General features: G+C 67.3%; 17 protein-coding genes. 12 read left to right on the forward strand and 5 right to left on the reverse strand.

The annotated features are described in order from the left end of the window. Positions 1-66 precede the first annotated feature (66 nt). The 3 genes from ACVN9Z_RS13235 (at position 67) to ACVN9Z_RS13245 (ending at position 3,199) form a co-directional block, all read left to right on the forward strand. The gene (locus ACVN9Z_RS13235) at positions 67-1,596 is read left to right on the forward strand and encodes a PAS domain-containing sensor histidine kinase (RefSeq protein WP_233436962.1); all 1,530 of its coding nucleotides are present in this window, start codon (positions 67-69) and stop codon (positions 1,594-1,596) included. Positions 1,597-1,621: 25 nt separating this feature from the next. Beyond that, positions 1,622-2,764 (forward strand): ATP-binding protein, encoded by a 1,143-nt coding sequence (locus ACVN9Z_RS13240; protein WP_458213459.1) that lies wholly within the window; start codon positions 1,622-1,624, stop codon positions 2,762-2,764. A gap of 84 nt (positions 2,765-2,848) precedes the next feature. Next, on the forward strand, positions 2,849-3,199 hold the full coding sequence (locus ACVN9Z_RS13245; RefSeq protein WP_006389171.1) for a hypothetical protein: 351 nt from the start codon (positions 2,849-2,851) through the stop codon (positions 3,197-3,199). A 13-nt stretch (positions 3,200-3,212) separates the two neighbouring features. On the opposite strand, the gene norR is transcribed toward ACVN9Z_RS13245, so the two are convergent. Then, positions 3,213-4,733 (reverse strand): nitric oxide reductase transcriptional regulator NorR, encoded by a 1,521-nt coding sequence (gene norR, locus ACVN9Z_RS13250; RefSeq protein WP_070781288.1) that lies wholly within the window; start codon positions 4,731-4,733, stop codon positions 3,213-3,215. Positions 4,734-4,883: 150 nt separating this feature from the next. On the opposite strand from norR, the gene ytfE reads away from it, so the two are divergent. After that, the gene (gene ytfE / locus ACVN9Z_RS13255; protein ID WP_070781287.1) at positions 4,884-5,564 is read left to right on the forward strand and encodes an iron-sulfur cluster repair protein YtfE; all 681 of its coding nucleotides are present in this window, start codon (positions 4,884-4,886) and stop codon (positions 5,562-5,564) included. A 97-nt stretch (positions 5,565-5,661) separates the two neighbouring features. Here the strand turns inward: ytfE and ACVN9Z_RS13260 are convergent, their stop codons facing one another. Further along, on the reverse strand, positions 5,662-5,970 hold the full coding sequence (locus tag ACVN9Z_RS13260) for a DUF1272 domain-containing protein (protein ID WP_006389174.1): 309 nt from the start codon (positions 5,968-5,970) through the stop codon (positions 5,662-5,664). A gap of 163 nt (positions 5,971-6,133) precedes the next feature. Here ACVN9Z_RS13260 and ACVN9Z_RS13265 point away from each other — a divergent pair, with 163 nt between their 5' ends. Then, positions 6,134-7,045, forward strand: coding sequence for a DUF808 domain-containing protein (locus ACVN9Z_RS13265; RefSeq protein WP_070781286.1), 912 nt, complete (start codon positions 6,134-6,136; stop codon positions 7,043-7,045). Positions 7,046-7,136: 91 nt separating this feature from the next. On the opposite strand, the gene ACVN9Z_RS13270 is transcribed toward ACVN9Z_RS13265, so the two are convergent. Next, positions 7,137-9,293: a TonB-dependent receptor family protein gene (locus ACVN9Z_RS13270; protein WP_054513381.1), complete on the reverse strand. Its 2,157-nt coding sequence runs from the start codon at positions 9,291-9,293 to the stop codon at positions 7,137-7,139. A gap of 296 nt (positions 9,294-9,589) precedes the next feature. Here ACVN9Z_RS13270 and ACVN9Z_RS13275 point away from each other — a divergent pair, with 296 nt between their 5' ends. The 7 genes from ACVN9Z_RS13275 (at position 9,590) to ACVN9Z_RS13305 (ending at position 17,397) form a co-directional block, all read left to right on the forward strand. Then, a complete protein-coding gene (locus ACVN9Z_RS13275; protein ID WP_006389177.1) occupies positions 9,590-10,015 on the forward strand; it encodes an Lrp/AsnC family transcriptional regulator in 426 nt (141 codons plus the stop codon). Between the two features lie 589 nt (positions 10,016-10,604). Then, positions 10,605-11,468, forward strand: coding sequence for an alpha/beta hydrolase family protein (locus tag ACVN9Z_RS13280; RefSeq protein ID WP_026382620.1), 864 nt, complete (start codon positions 10,605-10,607; stop codon positions 11,466-11,468). Positions 11,469-11,529: 61 nt separating this feature from the next. Beyond that, entirely contained in the window at positions 11,530-12,474 is a 945-nt protein-coding gene (locus ACVN9Z_RS13285) for an ABC transporter permease (protein WP_006389179.1), read from the forward strand. Continuing rightward, a complete protein-coding gene (locus ACVN9Z_RS13290; RefSeq protein ID WP_024068057.1) occupies positions 12,471-13,292 on the forward strand; it encodes an ABC transporter permease in 822 nt (273 codons plus the stop codon). The genes ACVN9Z_RS13285 and ACVN9Z_RS13290 overlap by 4 nt, the downstream gene beginning before the upstream one ends. Further along, positions 13,289-14,944, forward strand: a complete 1,656-nt coding sequence (locus tag ACVN9Z_RS13295) for an ABC transporter ATP-binding protein (RefSeq protein ID WP_054506978.1) — start codon at positions 13,289-13,291, stop codon at positions 14,942-14,944. Before ACVN9Z_RS13290 ends, ACVN9Z_RS13295 begins: the two co-directional genes overlap by 4 nt. Before the next feature lie 90 nt (positions 14,945-15,034). After that, a complete protein-coding gene (locus ACVN9Z_RS13300) occupies positions 15,035-15,655 on the forward strand; it encodes a GntR family transcriptional regulator (RefSeq protein ID WP_006389182.1) in 621 nt (206 codons plus the stop codon). Between the two features lie 182 nt (positions 15,656-15,837). Next, positions 15,838-17,397 carry an ABC transporter substrate-binding protein gene (locus tag ACVN9Z_RS13305; protein WP_458213460.1) on the forward strand — a complete coding sequence of 520 codons (1,560 nt, stop codon included), beginning with the start codon at positions 15,838-15,840 and terminating at the stop codon, positions 17,395-17,397. A gap of 466 nt (positions 17,398-17,863) precedes the next feature. Here the strand turns inward: ACVN9Z_RS13305 and ACVN9Z_RS13310 are convergent, their stop codons facing one another. Next, complete coding sequence (locus ACVN9Z_RS13310) at positions 17,864-19,426, reverse strand: ABC transporter substrate-binding protein (protein WP_054443119.1); 1,563 nt, start codon at positions 19,424-19,426, stop codon at positions 17,864-17,866. A 74-nt stretch (positions 19,427-19,500) separates the two neighbouring features. Further along, positions 19,501-20,637 carry a C45 family autoproteolytic acyltransferase/hydolase gene (locus tag ACVN9Z_RS13315; RefSeq protein ID WP_006389185.1) on the reverse strand — a complete coding sequence of 379 codons (1,137 nt, stop codon included), beginning with the start codon at positions 20,635-20,637 and terminating at the stop codon, positions 19,501-19,503. Positions 20,638-20,782: the final 145 nt, after the last annotated feature.

Genomic DNA, 20,782 nt, shown 5'->3' on the forward strand with positions numbered 1-20,782 from the left:
GCGCAAAGGGGCATGTTTCTTGCTGGCGCGGCGGGATCGCATCCATTCGACTTTCGCGAGGCAGACATGGCCCCTCAAATTCCCTCCGACGAGCGCTACCGGCTGTTGGTGGACGCGGTGATGGACTATGCCATCTACCTCTTGGACGCCAACGGCCTGGTGAGCAGCTGGAATCCCGGGGCCGAGCGCTTCAAGGGCTACGCCGAGCACGAAATCCTGGGGCAGCACTTCTCCGTCTTCTACACCGAAGAGGATCGCGCCGCCGGCGCGCCCGAGCGCGCCCTGGAAACGGCATTGCGCGCTGGACGGTTCGAAACCGAAGGCTGGCGGGTGCGCAAGGATGGCAGCCGCTTCTGGTGCAGCGCGGTGATCGATCCGATCCACGACGGCCAGGGTCGGCTGGTGGGCTTTGCCAAGATCACCCGGGACATCACCGAACAAACGCTGCGCCGCGAGGAATCCCAGGCCGCGCGCGACGCCATGCACCAGGCCCAGCGAATGGAGGCCATCGGCCGCCTGACGGGCGGGGTGGCGCACGACTTCAATAATTTCCTGACCGCCATCCGGTTTTCCGCCGAGTTCATGAAGCGGTCCCCGGACCTGCCGGCCTCGGCCACGCGTTACCTGGGAATCATCATCGATACGACCGAGCGCGCCGCGCAGCTGACCCGCAAGCTGCTGGCGTATGCCAGGAAGCAGCCGCTGCAGCCGCATGTGTTCGATGTGCGCGAAACCCTGGCGTCGTTGCGCCAGTTGTTCGAAGCGTCGCTGGGGTCGAGCATCGCCCTGAGCTATGAACTCGACCCGGGCAGTTGCACGATTTCCGCGGACCCGGGCCAGCTGGAATCGGCCTTGCTCAATCTCGTGATCAATGCGCGCGATGCGATGCCCGCGGGCGGGCAGCTGACGATATCGGTGCGGCACGTCGATGGCAGGCCCGCCGCGAACGGCGCTCCCGGCCAACCCGGGCCGCAGGTGGCGCTATCGGTACAGGACACCGGTGTCGGCATTGCCGACGATGTGGTGGCGCATGTCTTCGAGCCGTTCTTTTCCACCAAGAGCAAGCACCAGAATTCGGGCTTGGGGCTGAGCCAGGTCCAGGGCTTCGTGCGGCAATCGGGCGGCGATGTCGCGGTCCGCAGTAAAGTCGGGCAGGGCACGACGTTCACGCTGTACCTGCCCGCCGCGACGCCGGCCAGCGCGGTGGCCGGCCCTGTCGATGCGGACGTCGCCGCCCGGGTCACGACGCGCAAGGCCGTCCTGCTGGTCGAGGACAACCGCATGGTCGGCGAGGTTGTGTCGACCTTGCTGACCGATCTGGGCCAGGACCTGACCTGGGCCACCGATGCCGAGAGCGCGTTGCGCATGTTGCAAGAGAGGCAGGGGCGTTTCGATATCGCCATCCTCGACATCGTGTTGCCTGGCATGGATGGGGTGCAGTTGGCTGAAATGATCAAGGCGCAATGGCCGGCGATACGGGTGGTGCTGGCAACCGGTTACAGTGAAGCGTTGGCGGGGCGCGATGCCGGGGCGCTGGAGGTCATGCAGAAGCCTTATTCGATCGAAGCCCTGACGCGGCTGTTGGTCGCGCACTAGTGCGTCCGGCGCGCACGCTTCATCCATGGAGACCGATATGGACCTGGCGGATTTCATCGAAGCCAATCTGGAAGCCCTGATCGACGACTGGGTGGAATATGCCATGGTGCTGAACCAGGGCAAGCACCGGCTTACGGCCGTCGAGCTGCGCAATTCAGGCGCCGAGCTGTTGACCAGGGTGGCCGCCAACATGCGCCAGGCGCAGACTCCCCTGCAGCAGCGGCAAAAATCGCATGGCGCCAAGCGCGAGCAGGACAGCGCCTTTGACACCGTTTCCATGTTGCACGCCGACGACCGCCTGTCACAGGGGTTCGGCATCAATGAAGTGCTGGCGGAATACCGGGCGCTGCGCGCCAGCGTGTTGCGCCGGTGGGAACACAGCGCGCTGGCCGGTCCGCAGGCCTTTCAGGAAATGATCCGCTTCAATGAGGCGATCGACCAGGGCTTGACCGAGTCGGTCCGCCAGTTTTCCGAGCGCACCGAACGCATCCGCGACCTGTTCGCCGGCGTGCTGGCGCATGACCTGCGATCGCCGCTGGGCGTGTTGCTCAATTCCGCGGAGATCCTGTCGCGCGACCGCAATCTCTCGCCGGCCAGTATCCGTGCCACTTCGTACGTGCAGCGCAGCGCGGTGCGCATGAAGTGGATGATCGATGACCTGCTGGTGTTCGCGCGGACGCGGCTGGGCAGTGTGTTGCCGGTGGCGCTTTCCGAGCAGGACCTGGCGCGGATATGCCGCCACGCGGCTGAGGAGATCGGCGCGCTCTACCCGGAGGCCGTGATCCGCGTCGAGTGCCCGGAGAACCTGATTGTCCGCTGCGATCCCGGACGTATCGGCCAACTGTTGTTCAATCTGCTGTCCAATGCCGCTCGCTATGGCGCGGGCGAGATCGAGTTGACGGCAATGGCCGAGCCGGCCGGTTGGGTGTGGCTGGAAGTGGCGAACGACGGCCCGCCGATTCCGCGACGCGCCCTGCCCACGCTGTTCGACCCGCTGACGCGGGCCAGCAGCGCCACGGGCAGGACTGGCATGGCGGCGGGAATCGGCCTGGGCCTGTATATATGCCGGTGCATCGCCACGGCCCATCAAGGCGTCATCGACGTCAGGTCGGGCGAGGATCGCACCGTTTTCACGCTGCGGATGCCAGTCGCGCCCCAGGCATCCTGACGCGCCGGCTCGGCCCGCGCATGCGGCCATGCCGCGCCGTGCCAAAATCGGCGTTTCCCATTCCCTCCCGATCCGAGGAATACCATGCCGATCCGCTCCTGCCGCGCCCTGGGCGCCGGTGCCATGGCCTTGGCCCTGCTGGCTGGCTGCAACAAGAAGACGGAGTATCCGCCCGAGGTGCAACGCACCACCTACAACTCCTGCATGCAGGGTTTCAAGGCCAAGGCGCCGGCCGCCGCGCGCGACGTCGACGCCAAGGCCAAGGACTATTGCCAGTGCGTGCTGGACGGACTGCAGGCGAAAGTGCCATTGGAGGATTTCCTGCGTTATGACCAGTTGCTGGCTTCGGGGGCGGCCCATGCCGAGGCCGAGTTGCGCGGCGGACCGGTGATGACGGTGGTGAACGCCTGCCTGGAGCGCATGCCGCGCTCCTAGCTGGCTAGCAGGCTCAGTCCTTCAGGCCGAGACGGCGCGCCAGCTTGTGCAGGTTGCTGGAATCGATGTCGAGCGCCCGCGCGGCGCCGGCCCAACTGCCCTGGTGCGCGTCCAGCGCGCGCCGGATCGCCTGGCGCTGGCAGGCGTCGACCGCGGCCCGCAGGGTCTGGGCGGCGCCGGCCGGCAAGGCGGGCGTTTCGGGCGGGGGCACGGGCATGGCGACATCGTCCAGGTCCAGCAGGCCGGGGCCCAGCGTGACGATTTCGTTGCGATGGGCGCCGTGGCTCACGGCCTTGATGGCGGCGCGGCTGATGACATGTTCCAGTTCGCGCACGTTGCCGGGCCAGCGGTAGCGGCTGAGCATCTCCTCGGCCTCGGGCGACAGGCGCAGGCTGCGCAGCCCCAGCCGCGCGCGGTTCAGTTCCAGGTAGCGGCCGGCTAGCAGCAGCACGTCGCGGCCGCGCTCGCGCAGCGGCGGGATCGGCACCGGATAGACCGAGAGCCGGTGATACAGGTCGGCGCGGAAATCGCCCTGGCGCACGCGATCGCGCAGGTCGCGGTTGGTGGCCGCGACGATGCGCACGTCGACCGTGCGCGGGCGGTCGTCGCCCAGCCGCTGGATTTCGCCGTTCTGCAGGGTGCGCAACAGCTTGGCCTGCACCGCCAGCGGCAATTCGCCGACCTCGTCCAGGAACAGCGTGCCGCCGTTGGCGGCTTCGAAACGGCCCGGCCGCTCGGTCAGCGCTCCCGAGAATGCGCCCTTGGCATGGCCGAACAGTTCGCTTTCGGCCAGCGATTCGGGCAGGGCGGCACAGTTCACGTGCACCAGCGGCTTGCCGCGGCGGCGCGATTGGCGATGCACGCGATGCGCGAACAACTCCTTGCCGACGCCGGTTTCGCCCAGCAGCAGGATGGGCAGTTCGGAGTCCGCCACCACCTCGATCTCGTGCAGCAGGCGGGCGATGGCCTCGCTCTGCCCGAGGATCTCGCTGTCATCGGCCAGCGCGCTGTCGGCCGGCAGCGCGCCGCGGGCCACGCGCAGCGCGCGGGTTTCGGCTTCCAGGCGCGTCACCCGCAGGGCGGCCTCGACCAGCACGATCATGTCGCGCAGATCCGATTGCGCCTCGGCGTCGAAGGTGCCGACCTCCAGCGCGTCCAGCGTCAGTACGCCCCAGGGCTGGCCTTCGATATGCAGGCTGGTGCCCATGCAGTCGTGCACCGGCAGCGGTTCGCCTGCCATGCCGTTGATCAGCCCGTCGTAGGGATCGGGCAGGGTGCTGTCGTGATGGAAACAGGTGACGCCGCGGCGCGCCAGGATGGCGGCCAGCCGCGGGTGCTGCTGGACCGCGAAGCGGCGGCCCAGCGCATCCTGGGTCAGGCCATCGACGGCGACCGGCCGCAGGTGGTCGGCCTCCAGTTGCAACAGGGCGACCGCGCCACAGCGGAAATGGGCGCGCAGGCCGGCCGCCAGCCGCTGCAGGCGGACGGCGGCGGGCAGGTCCACGACCAGGTCGGTAAGCAACAGGTTCTGCATGGGTCAATCGTACCCTTGGGGGTGATAAATACCGCAAGCGCGCCGGGTGGTTTTTACCCTTTAATTTTCAAATCATTGATTTGGCGCAAGTTTTTCCTGGCACGGATCTCGCTACTGATCAGGCACCCTCATGAAGCATGGAGAAACGCGATGAGCATGGTTGAACAGTCCCTGGGCCAGCTGGCCCGCAGCATTCCCGGCGCCACCCAGGTGTTTCACGAATATCAATTGGATTTTTGCTGTGGCGGCAAGAAAAGCCTGGCCGAGGCCGCGGCGCAACGGTCACTGGATGCGAGCCAGATCGAGGCGCGGCTGCTGGCGCTGGCCGGCGCGGCCTCGGACGAGCGCGACTGGAGCCAGGCAAGCCCGGCCGACCTGATCGATCACATCCTGGCGCGCTATCACGAGGTGCACCGGCAGCAGCTGCCCGAATTGATCCGGCTGGCGATGAAGGTGGAACAGGTGCATGCGGACAGTCCCGACTGCCCCGCCGGACTGGCCGATCACCTGCGCGATATGCACCAGGAACTGGAAAGCCACATGCAGAAGGAGGAACAGGTGCTGTTCCCGATGCTGGCGCGCGGCCATGGCGCCATGGCGGTCATGCCCATCACCATGATGCGCATGGAGCATGATGACCACGGCGTGGCGCTGGAGCGCCTGATGGCCCTGACGCATGACCTGACGCTGCCACGCGCCGCCTGCAACACCTGGCGCGCGCTGTACCTGGGCATCGGCACGTTCAAGCAGGACCTGATGGCCCACATCCACCTGGAAAACAACATCCTGTTCGAGAACGCCGAGGCCGAGGCGATCCGCCCGCGCGGCTAGTCGGCGCCGCCAGCACGGCCGGCGCGCGGACACATGCGCGCCGGCTCCCTGGCCCGCCGTGGCGGCAACGGATGCGCGGCGCGTGGGTCCGGCGGCTTCAGCGGTCCTGTGGCGGGATGCCGCGCAGCGCCTGCCGCAGCGCGGCGTGGGCGGCCAGGTCGGCCGGCCGGTGCTTGCGCTCGGCCGCCGCCGGATACCTGCCCAGGAAATTGCCATTGCGCCGGTCGGTGGCGGGGCGCACCGGCCGCGGCGCAAAGCCGCCGCCGCAATTCGGGCAGACGTTGCCGAGCACCTCGTCGGCGCAGCGCGCGCAGAAGGTGCATTCAAAGCTGCAGATGCGGGCCTCGGTCGAGGCCGGCGGCAGGTCGGCGTCACAATGTTCACAGCTGGGGCGCAATTCGAGCATGGCGGTCCTCTCCGAACGGTCGGTCCGCCAGCATACCCGCGCCCCGGCGGCGCGCCCATCGCGCACGCGGACAGGTAACGGGCGGAAACGGCCACGTCCGGCAGACCGCTCCCGGCGCGCGGACGCCTGTACACTCGGGCATCTCCACTTTGCGGAATCCGCCATGGCAGGCAGCAGCTTCTTCGCATTGTTCGACGACATCGCCACCATCCTGGACGACGTCTCCGTCATGACCAAGGTGGCGGCCAAGAAAACCGCCGGGGTGCTGGGCGACGACCTGGCGCTGAATGCGCAGCAGGTCTCGGGCGTGCCGGTCAATCGCGAACTGCCGGTGGTGTGGGCGGTGGCCAAGGGCTCGCTCATCAACAAGCTCATCCTGGTGCCATCGGCGCTGGTGATCAGCGCCTTCGCGTCCTGGGCGGTGACGCCGCTGCTGATGGCCGGCGGCCTGTTCCTGTGCTTCGAGGGCGTCGAGAAGCTGGCCCACAAGTTCCTGCCGCACGGCGAGACCGCCGAGGGCAATCACGCCGCCCGCGCCGAAGCCCTGCAGAACGCCGCGGTGGACATGGTGGCGTTCGAGCGCGACAAGATCAAGGGCGCGGTGCGCACCGACTTCATCCTGTCGGCGGAGATCATCGCCATCACCCTGGGGGCGGTGGCCGGCGCCGATCTGCTGCGCCAGACGGTGGTGCTGGCCGGCATCGCCCTGGTCATGACGGTGGGGGTCTACGGCCTGGTGGCGGGCATCGTCAAGCTCGACGACCTGGGCCTGTACCTGAGCGCCCGCCGCGCCGCGCTGGCCGCCTGGCTCGGCAAGCGCATCGTGGCGGCCGCGCCCTATCTGATGAAGACCTTGTCGGTGGTGGGCACCGCCGCCATGTTCATGGTCGGCGGCGGCATCCTGACGCACGGCATCGCGCCGCTGGGCGCGGCCATCGAACACGTCGCGGCGGCCAGCGGCGGCGGCTTGCTGCCGCCCTTGGTGTCGACCTTGCTCAGCGCCGTGTTCGGCATCGTCGCGGGGGCGGTGACGCTGGGCGTGGTCGCTGGCGTCAAGCGCCTGTTGGGCAAATAGCGGCGCCGTGATCCCGCCATGAACGCGCGGGTTCAGCCCGCCGTGCCGCCGGCACATGCGCCGAAGGGGCGCCGCACGCGCCGGCGCCCGATCAATACGCCAGCGACGCCTGCAGGTACACCGTGCGCGGCATGCCCACGTACTTGCCCGCGTTGTTGTCGGTGGAGCGCGTGAAGTAGCGCTTGTCGAACAGGTTCTTCACCCCCAGCGCGATGTTCAGGTTGTGCATCTGCTTGCCGAAGTCGTAGGCGGCGCGCACGTGCACCGTGCCGTAGCCCGGGATGTCGCCGTAGGCGCCGTTGGCGCTTTCCTCGGTCTGGTAGCGGGCGCCGGGATCGGGCGCGCCGGGCGACCGCTGCTTGGACTGCAGGAAGGTGTCGACGTTGAAGGTCCACTGGTTGCGCGTGTAGCGCGCGCCCAGCGAGGCCACGTTGCGCGAATAGAAGGGCAGGTCGCGGCCCTCGAACACGCCGGCCTTGTAGGTGGCCTGGGTGTAGGTATAGGTGCCGTACAGCGACAGGCCCGACAGCGCCGCCGACAGTTCGCCCAGGTCGTACGACAGCCCGGTTTCCAGGCCGCGGTGGCGGGTGGCGCCCAGGTTGGTCCAGGCGTCCGAACCGCCGTTGGTGCCGCCGCGCAGCTGCAGTTCGTCGTCGAAGTCGATGTTGAACAGCGTCAGCTCGCCCTTCCAGCCGCCACCATTGAAATGCGTGCCGACTTCATAGGTGGTGGCCTTTTCCGGATGCAGGCCGTTGGTGGTCGAGGCGATCTGAAAGTACTGCAGCGGGCCGAATGACTGGCCGGCGTTGGCGAACACGCTCCATTGTTCGCTGACGTGGTAGACCACCGACAGCGAGGGCAGGGGTTCTTCGGACTTGATGCTGGTATGGGTCCTGGCCGCGGGATTGGACTTGTCGTTCAGGAACGAGTCGATGAATTCATAGCGCACGCCCGGCGTGATGGTCCAGTTGCCGACATTGATGGTGTCGTCGATGTAGACCGCATGCGCCGTGGTGCCGCCGGTGCGGTACTGGTACTGCGGATTCGGGGCATCGAGCGGGTCGAAGCCGCCGTCCGGCACGTAGAACGCGGTGCGCGAGGCGCGCTCGTCGCTGGCTTCCTTCAGGTAGCGGTAGCCCACGCTGATCTCCTGCGTCACGTCGGCGCCGCGAAACAGGCGCGAATAGCGCGGCTCGATCGCGAAGGTGTGATAGTTGCGCGGGTTGAAGGTCAGGCGGCGCTTGCCGGCGTTGGCGCCGGTGCCCTCCGTTTCGATGCTGCTGCCGCGGAAGCTGTCGGTGTAGTACGTCAGCAGCTCGAACTTATTGATGCCGTCGTCGTGGTTGTAGCGGAACGAGGCGTCGGTGCGGCGGCCGGTGAAACTGTCGTACGGCCGGGTGGACTGGAACGGGTCCTCGGAATACTGCCTGGTGGTCAACCCGCCGGGCATGCCGGCGCGGCCTTCGTAGTGATGCAGCGCGGCCGACACGCTGTCGTCGGCGCCGATGCGATAGGTGCCCTTGAGCATCACGTCATCGATGTCCACACGGTCGTTGCTTTCACGAAAGCCGTTGCCGTGCGTGCCTGAATACAGCAGGGCGCCGCCCAGGCCCCGCTCATTGGTGCCGCCGATGAACGCGCTGGGCGAGGTCTTCACACCGCCGTGGCTGTACATGTCGGTCTCGACCGTGGCGTCGGCGGTGAAGTCCCCCGGAATCGCGCGCGTCACGAAGTTGATGATGCCGCCCACGTTCTGCGGGCCATAGCGCACCGAGCCCGCGCCGCGCACCACGTCCACCGCCGACAGGTTGCCCAGCGACACCGGCGCCATCGACAACTGCGGCTGGCCATAGGGCGCCACCGCCAGCGGAATGCCGTCCATCAGAATGGTCGAGCGCGGCGACAGGCGCGAGGTCAGCCCGCGCACGCCCACGTTCAACGACACATCGCTGCCGCCCGTGCCATTGCTTTCCTGCACCTGCACGCCCGGCACCCGGCGCAACACATCGCGCACGTTGGTCGCGCCGGTATCCTGGAACGACGAACGCTCGATGATCGTGCGCGCGCCGCCGTGTTCAAGCACCTTTTCTTCATTGGGGTTGTCCAGCCAGTCGCCCACGACGCTGATCGCGCCCAGGGTGTTGTCGGCGGGCGCGGCGTCTGCCGCGGTCTGCGCCTGGCTGTGGGCGGCCAGCGTCAACATGGCCAGCGCGAGCGCCAGGCGTCGCGGGGGAAAAGGAATCGGCATCGGAAGTCCAGGAAGCGGGGAAGGGCGCTCGTCATTAATACGAGCGTCAATCACATTGAGAATCTTTACGAGTCCGGCACGGACGTCAGCCAGGGTGGATGCATGAGCCGAGTAGGGCGCTGTCGGACCGGCCCGAAATATATCAAAAATTGGCGCCAATCCAAACGGGGTAAATTGGGGCCGTGGCAAAAACACGCCATGGCCCGCCAGGCCCGCGTGCCGGACAGCGCGCGCCAGCGCCGCATCGAATCCGTATAAGATGTGAAATTGGCGCCAATTTTCAGGCTGGAACAATCATGGACACACTCGATCAGCAATTGCTGGGTCTGTTGCGCGCCGACGCTCGCGCAACCGTCGCGACCCTGGCCAAGAAGCTCGACGTATCAAGGGGCACCGTCAACAACCGCATCGCCCGCATGGAAGACGAGGGCATCATCGTCGGCTACACCGTCCGGCTGCGCCCCGAGTCCCAACCCGACCAGATCGGCGCCTGGATGAACATCGCCGTCGACGGCAACGAAACCCGCCGCGTCGTCAGCATCCTCCTGGGCGATCCCGCCGTCGTCGCCCTGCACGACACCAACGGCCGCTGGGACCTGCTGGCCGAACTGCGCGTCGCCAACATCGAGGAAATGTCCCGCGTCCTGGACCGCGTCCGTCTCATCAAGGCCATCTCCGCCACGGAAACCAGCATCCATCTGAAAAGCTACAAGCTCGATTGAGTCGACCGCGATCTTTTCGACTTTCCTACTTAGAGCGGCGAATAGCCGCTCTTGTCTCTGCCCTTCCTGTTGACGACGCCTACGTCATCTCCGCAAACCCGGACGCCGACGCCGCACCACTGAACGCCCAAAAAGGCCGCCCGCGCGGCCGCCTTGGGCGACCCCGCAAGATCTTCCATCGAACAAACCAGCGTCGCCGCGAAGCCCAAGCACGCAAGACTCCCCAGCGGCGCTTCGCTTGACACTGACGCAGCGTGGTGGCCGGGCCGGGCGGAGGGCGGGGCGTGTAGATGCGCCCGAGGGAATCTGAAGGAGCAGCCGAAGGCTGTGACGAAGATGACGAAGGGGCAGTCCGGAGCGAACGCTCCGGACCGCAATCGTAGCCCCGCCCTCCGCCCGGCCCGGGCACCACGCGTCAAAAGAACTACTGACCTGGCCGCCCGCCCCCTCCGAGCGACAAACCCCCCGGTTAGGGATTCCCCCCGCTTGCCCCAACCCAAACCTGGTTCCTAAAATTGGCGCCAATTTAGTCAAACATCCCCCGCCCGCAACACCCCCCGGCACACCCCGCCCGGGAATCGAGGAAACCATGCAGTCCACCGCAGCACCCGCCCTGGCCCCCGACGCCGCCCGCGCCCGCGCCATCTACGACCTCGGCCACAGCACCGTCTTCGCCTCGCGCACCGACCCGCGCTTCTCGTACTGCATGTACGTCCCCCCGCATATCGATCAGGCCAAGCACCCCATGGAGCTGGTCGTGATCATGCACGGCACCGGCCGCGCCTTCGTCGAATACCGCGATGCCTTCGCCGAATTCGCCCGCTGGAACGACTGCATCGTGCTGTGCCCGCTGTTTCCCGTCAGCCCGCTCGGCGACGGCAACCGCGACGGCTTCAAGCAACTGCGCGAGGGCGACATCCGCTACGACCACATCCTGCAAGGCATGGTCGCCGAAGTCGGCGAGAAATTCGGCCGCGACTTCACCCGCTTCGCCCTGTTCGGCTATTCCGGCGGCGGCCAGTTCGTCAACCGCTACGCCCTGCTGCATCCCGAAACCCTGTGGGCCGTGTCGATCGGCGCGCCCGGCTCGGTCACGCTGCTCGATCCCGCCCAGGACTGGTGGGTCGGCGTGCGCGACGCCGAGGCCCGCTTCGGCAAGGGCGTCGACATCGACGCCCTGCGCCAGGTCGCGGTGCACATGATCGTCGGCAAGGCCGACCTGGAGACCTGGGAGATCACCCACCGCGAAGGCGGCAAGTTCTTCATGCCCGGCGCCAACTCCGCTGGCGCCACCCGTCCCGAGCGCCTGGAATCGCTGCGCCGCTCGTTCGAGGCCGCCGGCGTCAAGGCCGTGCTGGACGTGGTCGACAACGTGCCGCACGACGGCCTGAAGTGCGTCGGCCAGGTGCAGGACTTCCTGGCCGCCGAACTGCGCAAGCTGCGCAATGAATAACGTCGACAACCAGACCGGCCGCCGGCGCGCCTGCGCCTGTCGGCCGCGATAGGAGAGGGCCATGTTGCGTTTCGCGCTATCCCGTATCGTCATGGCCATTCCGACACTGCTGATCGTGGCGGTGGCGGTGTTCGTCATGATCCGCCTGATTCCCGGCGACCCCGCGCAACTGCTGCTGGGCGACCTGGCCACGCCGGCGGCCCTGGCCGACCTGCGCGCGCGGCTGGGCCTGGACCAGACTTGGCCTACCCAGTTCGGCATCTGGTTCGGCAACATGCTGCATGGCGACCTGGGTTCGTCCATCAACACCGGCCAGCCCGTGCTGCCGCTGGTGTGGGACCGCTTCCTGATCAGCGGCCGCGTGGTGCTGGTGGCCGTGCTGTTCGCCGCCCTGGTGGCCGTGCCCGCCGGCATGATCGCCGCGTGGAAGCAGAACAAGGCGCCCGACCTGATCCTGGTCGGCGCCGCCACGCTGCTGGTGTCCATTCCCACCTTCTGGCTCGGCCTGCTGCTGCTGATCTTCTTCGGCTTGAAGCTGCAATGGCTGCCGGTGGTGGGCTACGTGTCGATCGGCGAAGACTGGAAGGCCGGCCTGCTGTACCTGGCCATGCCGATCCTGACGCTGTTCCTGCACGAGATCGGCGTGCTGATGCGCATGGCGCGCGCCAGCACCCTGGAAGTGCTGCGGCTGGACTACATCACCCACGCCCGCGCCAAGGGCCTGTCGGAATCCGCGGTGCTGATGCGCCACGCCTTCCGCAACGCCTTCGGCCCCACCTGGACCCTGATCGGCCTGGTGCTGGGCAACCTGCTCGGCGGCATCGCCGTGGTCGAAACCGTGTTCACCATTCCCGGCCTGGGCCGCCTGCTGGTGGACTCGATCTTCGCCCGCGACTATCCCGTGATCCAGGGCTGCCTGCTGTTCGTGGGCGTGATCTACGTGATCGTCAACCTGCTGATCGACCTCTGCTATCCCATCTTCGACCCGAGAGTGACCGCCGAATGAAAAAGCGAATTGCAGCTAACGCGCTGGTGGGCGGCGTGATCGTGGCGGCGATGCTCGTCGCGGCCATCATGGGCGCCTTCTGGACGCCGCACGACCCGCTCAAGATCAACTTCGTGGCGCGCCTGAAGCCGCCCGGCGGCGACTTCCTGCTGGGCACCGACGAGTTCGGCCGCGATGAACTGTCGCGCCTGCTGGCCGGCGCCTCCAGCAGCGTCTGGATCAGCCTGCTGACGGTGGGCTTCGCCATCGTCGCCGGCACCATCGTCGGCACCCTGACCGGCTTCGTGCGCGGCTGGACCGACCGCATCATCATGGCCTTCAACAACGCGCTGCTGGCCTTTCCCGGCCTGTTGCTGGCGCTGGGCCTGCTGGCGGTGGTCGGCGCCAACAAGTACGGCATCATCCTGGCGCTGGGCCTGGCCTATACGCCGTCGGTGACGCGCATCGTGCGCGGCACGGTGCTGTCGCTGCGCGAGAAGGAGTTCATCGAATCCTCGCGCGTGCTGGGCAACTCCGAGATCTACACCATGGTGCGCCACGTGCTGCCCAACTGCGTCGCGCCGTTGACGGTGCTGGCCACCTCGATGTTCGGCTGGGTGATCCTGGCGGAAAGCGCGCTGTCCTTCCTGGGCCTGGGCGTGCCGCCGCCCGCGCCCACCTGGGGCAACATGCTGGCCGCCGCCCGCCCGTTCATGGCGCAGGCGTCGTACCTTTCCATTCTTCCCGGCCTGGCCATCGCGCTCGCGCTGCTCGGGATCAACCTGCTGGGCGACGCGGTGCGTGACCGCCTCGATCCCCGCATGAGGGGCGTGCAATGAGCGCACTGGTTACCGTATCGAATCTGTCCCTGACCGTCGGCCGCGGCGGTCGCGAGATCGTCGGCGGCGTGTCCTTCGAGGTGGCGCCGGGCGAAATGGTCGGCATCGTCGGCGAGTCCGGCAGCGGCAAGACCCAGGCGGCGCGCGCCATCATGGGCCTGACGCCGCCGCCGCTGGTGGTGGCCGGCGGCTCGATCCGCTTCGAAGGCGTGGAAGTCACCCAGGCACGCCCGGCCGCGCTGCGCAAGCTGCGCGGCGCGCGCATCGGCATGGTGTTCCAGGAACCCATGACCTCGCTCAACCCGTCCATGCCCATCGGGCGCCAGCTGGACGAGGGCCTCAAGCTGCATCGCCGCGACCTGTCGACCGCGCAGCGCCGTGAACGCATCCTGGAGATGCTGCGCCGCGTCGGCATCCGCGACCCCAAGGCCGCCGTCGAGGCCTGGCCGCACGAGTTCTCGGGCGGCATGCGCCAGCGCATGATGCTGGCCTCGGTGATGCTGCTGGAGCCGGCGCTGCTGATCGCCGACGAGCCCACCACCGCGCTCGACGCGGTGGTGCAGCGCGACGTGCTGGAACTGATGGTCGACCTGACGCGCGAGCACAATACCGCCGTGCTGATGATCAGCCATGACCTGCCGATGGTGGCGCGCTACACCGAGCGCATGGTGGTGATGCAGCACGGCAAGGTGCTGGAAACCGGCACCACCGCCGGCATCCTCGAACGCCCGCAACATCCCTACACCCGCAAGCTGCTGGACGCCATGCCGCGCCGCCTGCCGGCGCGCGCGCCGATCCAGGAAGCGCCCATTGTCGAGGTCCGGAACCTGGTGGTCGACTACGCCGGCCACCAGCGCCTGTTCTCGCGCACCGGCGCCAAGCGCGCGCTCAACGGCATCGACCTGCACGTCAAGCCGCGCGAAGTGGTGGCGGTGGTGGGCGGCTCGGGTTCCGGCAAGACCACGCTGGGCCGCGCCATCGCCGGCCTGCTGGCGCCGACATCAGGCCAGATCCTGTTCCGCGACCAGCCGGTCAGCCGCCGCTCGCCGGCCTGGCGCGACTACCGCCTGAACTGCCAGATGGTGTTCCAGGACCCATACTCGTCGCTCGACCCGCGCATGACCATTGGCCAACTGGTGGGCGAAGGCCTGCGTATGCTGGTCGACATGCCGGCGGTCGACAAGCGCCGCCGCGTGGACGAGGTGCTGGCCGAAGTTGGCCTGGGTTCGGAATACGCCAAGCGCTTTCCGCACGAACTGTCGGGCGGCCAGCGCCAGCGCGTCGCCATCGCCCGGGCGGTGGTGCGCCGGCCGTCCTTCGTCATTGCCGACGAGCCGGTGTCGGCGCTGGACGTGACGGTGCGGGCGCAGGTGCTGGACCTGTTCGCCGACCTGCAGGAACGCCACGGCTTTTCGTGTCTGTTCATCAGCCACGACCTGGGCGTGGTGGAGCAGGTGGCCGACCGGGTGGTGGTGATGCGCGACGGCGGCATCGTGGAACAAGGCTCGCGCGACACGGTGTTCGACCGGCCGCGCGAGGAATACACCCGCAGCCTGCTGTCGGCGATTCCGGCCCTGGAATCGACCGAAACCGGCGGTGTGCGCCTGCGCTGGCGCCTGGACCAGCCGGAGCCCTCGCGGGCCATGGCCTGACGGGGCGGGGCCGCGCCGCGCGGGCTTACCGTTGCGGCGCGGACTTACGCATAAAATACGCGGTTTGGATTAGATTCACGGGAGTGGTCCATGCCGAAAGCGGCGGCGACACAGCCGGGCCTGGTTGACCGTATTGCCCTGGATATTCAATCGGGGGTATACGGCCCTGGCGCATGGCTGAAACAGATCGACCTGCAGGAACGCTACGGCGCCAAGCGCCTGGACGTGCGGCGGGCGCTCGACCAATTGACGGCCAAGCGGCTGATCGCGCACATCCCCAACCGGGGCTATCACGTCTATACGATGGACCCGGACCAGCACCTGCAGATCCGCGATATCCGGGTGCTGCTGGAAACCGGCGCGGCGGCGGACCTCATGCCGAACGTCACCGCCGCCAAGGTGCGCGCCCTGCGCGCGCTGGCCGAGCGCTTCGCCAAGCTGTTGCAGGACGGCACGCTGCTGGAACAGTACGAGGTCAACCTGGCCTTCCATGCCGGCATGTACGACATGTGTTCCAACCGTGAGCTGGCCGCCCTGATCCAGGAAACCCGGGCGCGCGGCCCGGCGGCGCCGGCCAAGGAATGGGTGACGCGGTCGCGCATCGAGATCTCGGCGCGCGAGCATTTCGACATGGTCGAGGCGCTGGAAGCGCGCGACGTCAAGCGCCTGCAGAAAATCATCGCCCAGCACGTCGGCCAGGACATTTCCTGACCCGACAGCGCCCGGCACGCGCGGCGGCCTTCCTGCAAAGGAGGCCGCCGCGCTCGTTTCCGGGCCGCTTTCAGGGATACCCCGGATACCGCGACCGCCACAAGCCTTCATAATGGGTAGCTATTTTTGGCGCCAATATAGTTATGAATCCGGCGTCGCATGCCCCCGGGGGAGTTCCTGCAATGCACCACCATCCTGTTTCCCGCGCGCTCGCGCTCAGCCTGGCCCTGGCCGCCGCGGGCGCGGCCCAGGCCGCTACCCTGACCATTGCCCAGCCGGCCGACATCCGCTCGACCAATCCGGGCGTGAACCGCGACAACACCACCGACGGCGTGGTGCTGAACATGGTGGAGGGCCTGGTTGGCTACCGGGAGAATGGCACGGTGGCGCCGCTGCTGGCCAAGTCGGTCGACCTGTCCGAAGACGGCCTGACTTACACCTTCAAGTTGCGCGACGGCGTCAAGTTCCACAACGGCGCGCCGTTGACGTCGGCCGACGTGCTGTGGAGCTGGCAGCGCTACATGGATCCGAAGACGGACTGGCGCTGCCGCAGCGACTTCGACGGCCGCAACGGACTGAAGGTGACGGACGTGTCGGCGCCGGACGCGCAGACGGTGGTCATGAAGATCGACCGCAAGTCGGCGGTGTTCCTGGATTCGCTCGCGCGCACCGATTGCGGCATGACGGCTATCTTGAGCAAGGATTCGGTCAACGCCGATGGCTCGTGGAAGCAGCCGGTCGGCACCGGTCCGTACCAGTTCAAGGAATGGAAGCGCGGCGAGTACGTGTTGTTGACGGCGTTCAAGGATTACGTGTCGCCCGGCGCCGGCGACAAGCCGGACGGCTACGTCGGCGCCAAGCGCCCGCTGGCCGACGAGGTGCGCTTCCTGGTGGTGCCGGACCCATCGACGGCCAAGGCCGGCCTGGTGTCGGGCGCGATCGACGCCAGCCAGATCACCATTACCGACGTGGCCGAGCTGAAGAACAATGCGGCGGTGTCGGTGATGAGCCCGCACGACGCGACCAAGCACACGCTGCTGTTCCAGACGCAGGATCCGGTGCTCAAGAACGTCAAGCTGCGCCAGGCGATCGCGGCGGCGCTGGACATTCCGCAGGTGGTGGCGGCGGCTTCCGAGGGCCTGGGGCAGCTGAACAATTCGGCGGTGTATGCCGGCTCGGCCTATTACCAGGAAGCCGAGAAGCGCACCTACAAATACGATCCGGCGCGCGCGCAGCAGTTGCTCAAGGAAGCGGGCTACAAGGGCGAGCCGATCGTGATCTACGCCAACAAGCGCGCGCACGTGCCGAGCTATCAGGTGGCGGTGATCGCGCAGGCGATGATGCAGGCAGTGGGCATCAATGCCAAGATCGAGGTGCTGGAATGGGCCACGCAGCTGGACCGCTACAACACGGGCAAGTACCAGATCAGTTCGTTCACGTTCTCGTCGCGCATCGATCCGGCGCTGAGCTTCGAGCAGTTCGCGGGCGACAAGAGCAAGCAGCCGCGCAAGGTCTGGGATGATCCGGCGGCGCAGAAGCTGATCGACGAGAGTTTCCTGGAGTCGGATCCGGACAAGCGGCAGAAGCTGTTTGACCAGCTGCATGCGTTGATGCTGGAGCAGACGCCTCTTCTGGTGCTTTATAACGGGGCGGATGCCTGGGCTACCAACAAGCGGGTGCAGGGGTTTTCGGTTTGGGAGGGGAAGCCGCGGGCTTGGGAGACCAAGGTTGTAGGCAAGTAAGTAGGTGTTTTGTATGGGGCGGTCTTGTTTATGGGGCCGTCCGGGGCGGCGTTGGCCTGGCGTGCGCGGGGCTACGATTGCGGTCCGGAGCCTTCGCTCCGGACTGCCCCTGCGTCAACCTCGTTGCCGCCTGCGGCGGCTGCCTTCGGTTTCCCTCGGGCGCATCTACACGCCCCGCGCACGCCAGGCCAACGCCGCCCCGGACTCCACCGTTGAAACTTGACGGCTGCCGGGGCGGTTTTTTTTGCTTGGGGTTCCTGGCTGCAACGGTGTGTGGGGGGAGGGTCTTGCGGGGCCCGCTCAAAGCCGGCCGCGCGGGCGGCCTTTTTGAGCTTACGTGGTGTCTTGCGGTTGGCGTTGGCGCTGCGTGCGGGGAGGAGGTGATGGCTGCCGCTGTCTTCCATCATGCGTGCAATGCAAAGAGGCCGCTTTCGCGGCCTCTTCGTTCTTGCGTCGACGTGGCGGGTTACTTCGCGACGCGTTCCACTTCCCAGGCGCGCGGCTTCTTGACGGCCCAGGGGGTGTAGCCCTTGATATCGCTGCGGAAGGCGCCGATGTCCAGGCCGTTGTAGAGCGGGATGCTGGGGACGTCGGCCAGGAACAGCTTGTGCAGCTGGTCGAAGGCGGCTTGGCGCTTGGCGTGGTCGGTGTCGACCGAGGCGGCGTCCAGGAGCTTCTGGGCGTCGGGGTTGTCCCAGACCTTGCGCGGTTGCCTGGCCTTGTCGCCGGTGACCATTTCGTAGTTCAGCGCCGCGTCCAGGCGGGCGGAGTACGGGAAGGTCATCATCTGGTAGGTGCCGGCGTTGTAGCGGTCGAGCTGGGTGGCCCATTCGGACACGGACAGCTTGGCGTTGATGCCGACGGCCTGCAGCATGGCCTGGATGATGACGGCGGAGTTGTACGACTGGGGATAGCGCTTGGTGGTGATCAGTTCGATCTCCTGGCCCTTGTAGCCGGCTTCCTTGAGCAGCTTCTGGGACAGCGCGGGGTCGTATTTCCAGCCTTCCTTCTGCGTCGCATCGTTGTACGGCGAGACCAGCGGGACGATGGAGTTGTTGGGCTTGGCCAGGCCTTCGGTGACGGCGGCGGCCAACTGGTCGTAGTCGATGGCGTGGGCCAGGGCCTGGCGCAGCTTGGGATTGGACAGCAGCGGGTCCCGGGTCTGCAGCAGCAACGCGGTCATGCTCATGACGGGCGCGTAGGCGACCTTGACGTTGGGGGTGCCTTGCAGCACCGGCACGTCGTTGTTGGAGACGTCCTCGATGATGTCGATGTTGCCGCGTTGCAGGGCGGCCTTGGCGGTGGAGTCGTCGGGCACGATGACGAAGCGCACTTCATCGACCAGGGGGCGCTTGGAACCGGTGTAGCCGTCGCGCTTGCCGTCGCGGTTGGCGTAGTCGGCGAACCGGGTCAGGCGCACGTATTCGCCGCGCTTCCATTCGGCGAAGGCGAAGGGGCCGGTGCCGATGGGCTTGTCCCAGGTGCCGTCGGCCTTGACCGAGGCTTGCTGCAGGATGCCGGTGCCGCCGCAGTCGGCGCGCGCCAGCGAGGCCAGGAACAGGCTGCTGGGTTTTTCCAGGTGATAGACCACGGTCTGGGCGTCGGGCGCCTCGACGCCGGTGACCTTGACGGTGCCGCGGCCATCGAATTCGCTGGCGCAGCGCCAGCCGGAGTTGGCGGCGGTGTAGTGCCGCCAGGTCCAGAGCACGTCGGCGGAGGTCAGCGGCGCGCCGTTGTGGAACTTGACGCCCTGGCGCAGCTTGAAGGTGTAGGTCTTGCCGTCGGGGCTGATGTCGATGGATTCGGCCAGCAGCGGGCGCACTTCGGCATCCTCGCCGTAGGCCACAAGGCCCTCGACGATGTGCAGCACCACCGCGTCGCTGTTGCTGTCGCGGTTCACGCCCGGCTCGGTCGAGCGGATGTCGGCGGTGAACGAGATGCGCAGCGGCGCCGGCGCCTGGGCGCAGGCGGTCCCGGCCAGCGCGCCCAGCGCCAGGGCAACCGCGGTATTCAGGAGTTTGGTTTTCATCGATGCGTTTCCACGGGTTGCATGGGCGGCCGGGCAGGCCGGCCGCCGCCAACGGTTCAAGGGGCCGGGAGCGTTCAGGCCGCGGCCAGCAGTTCCGGCTCGGCGTCCAGGCTGTAGCGGGTGAAGGTGCGATTCAGCGCCGGCAGCGGCGCCACTTCCATCAGGCCGGCGGCCGGCTCCATGACGACCATGGCCACCGTGGCCGACAGGTTGTCGTGGCTGCCGGGGCGCGGCGGGCGGCAGACCGAGTAGGGCGTGCCGAAGTCGTCGAACAGCGCGCGCTTGAGGTCCGCGCGCGTCAGCTTGTCCTTTTCGTTCAGCAGGCGGCGTACGCGCCAGTCGCGGTAGGCGCTTTCCGGAGTGCTGGCGCGGCCGGTGTCGCGCAGCTTGCCCAGGGCGACTTCGCTGACCCAATGGTTAGCGTGCACGATCAGGTCATCGGCGCCCGGGTAGATCGGGAAGGCTTCATCGGTGGTGCATTCGTAGTCCACGCCGAAGCCCGCGGCCATGCCGATCATGATGTTGTTCGAGCACGACTTCGGGGTGGTGCTGACGGCCTTGATGGCCAGCGCGAAGTGCTCCTGTTCCAGCACCTTGCGGCGGATCAGCGACAGCGGCACGCCCAACTGCCGGAAGTCGCGGTCGGATTCCAGGTAGTTGGCGGTGATCGACACGCCGGCGCTGTTCAGGCCGCTGCGGGCCAGGCCGCCGGCTTCGACGAAGGTCAGGATGTCGGGACCGTTGTCGTTGCGCACGCGCAGCACGATGGCGGTTTCGGCGCATTCGGCGCGCCAGTCCCAGTTCTGGCCGTGGATCAGGCGGCCGTTGGCCGAGCGGGTCGGCAGGATCAGGGCGCCGGTGCAGCCGTCACCGGGTTCGAGTTCGGCGGCCTTCTTCTTTTCGGCGCGGGCCTTGGCGATGACTTCGGTGCGGGCGTTGACCATCACGATGTCTTCGAACGGCACGTCGGCGCCGGCGGCGATGCCGCGCATTTCCTCGAGGTAGTGCGGCGCGAAGTTCTCGATCTCGCGCGCGAAGCTCTCGATCAGGCGGCTGCGCGCCATGGCGTCGTAACCCAGGTCGACCAGCGTCTGGCCGTACATGGCGGCGCTCTTGCGCACGCGGTCGGCGGCCTGCTGGCCATAGGCGCGGCCGCGGGCCTCGGGAGTACCGGAGACCGATACGAACGGGAATTGGGTGATCTGGGTCATGGACGGATAGCGGCGCGAGGCGCCGTGAGGTCAGGGAAGGGGAGAATGTTGCAAAAATATTAGCTTATTTTGGCGCCAATATTACCGAGGGTTTGCCCGAGGATGAAGCGCTGGCACGACGTGAGCGCAAACCGCCGCCACATTG

Source organism: Achromobacter sp. KK8 (genome assembly GCF_054188005.1).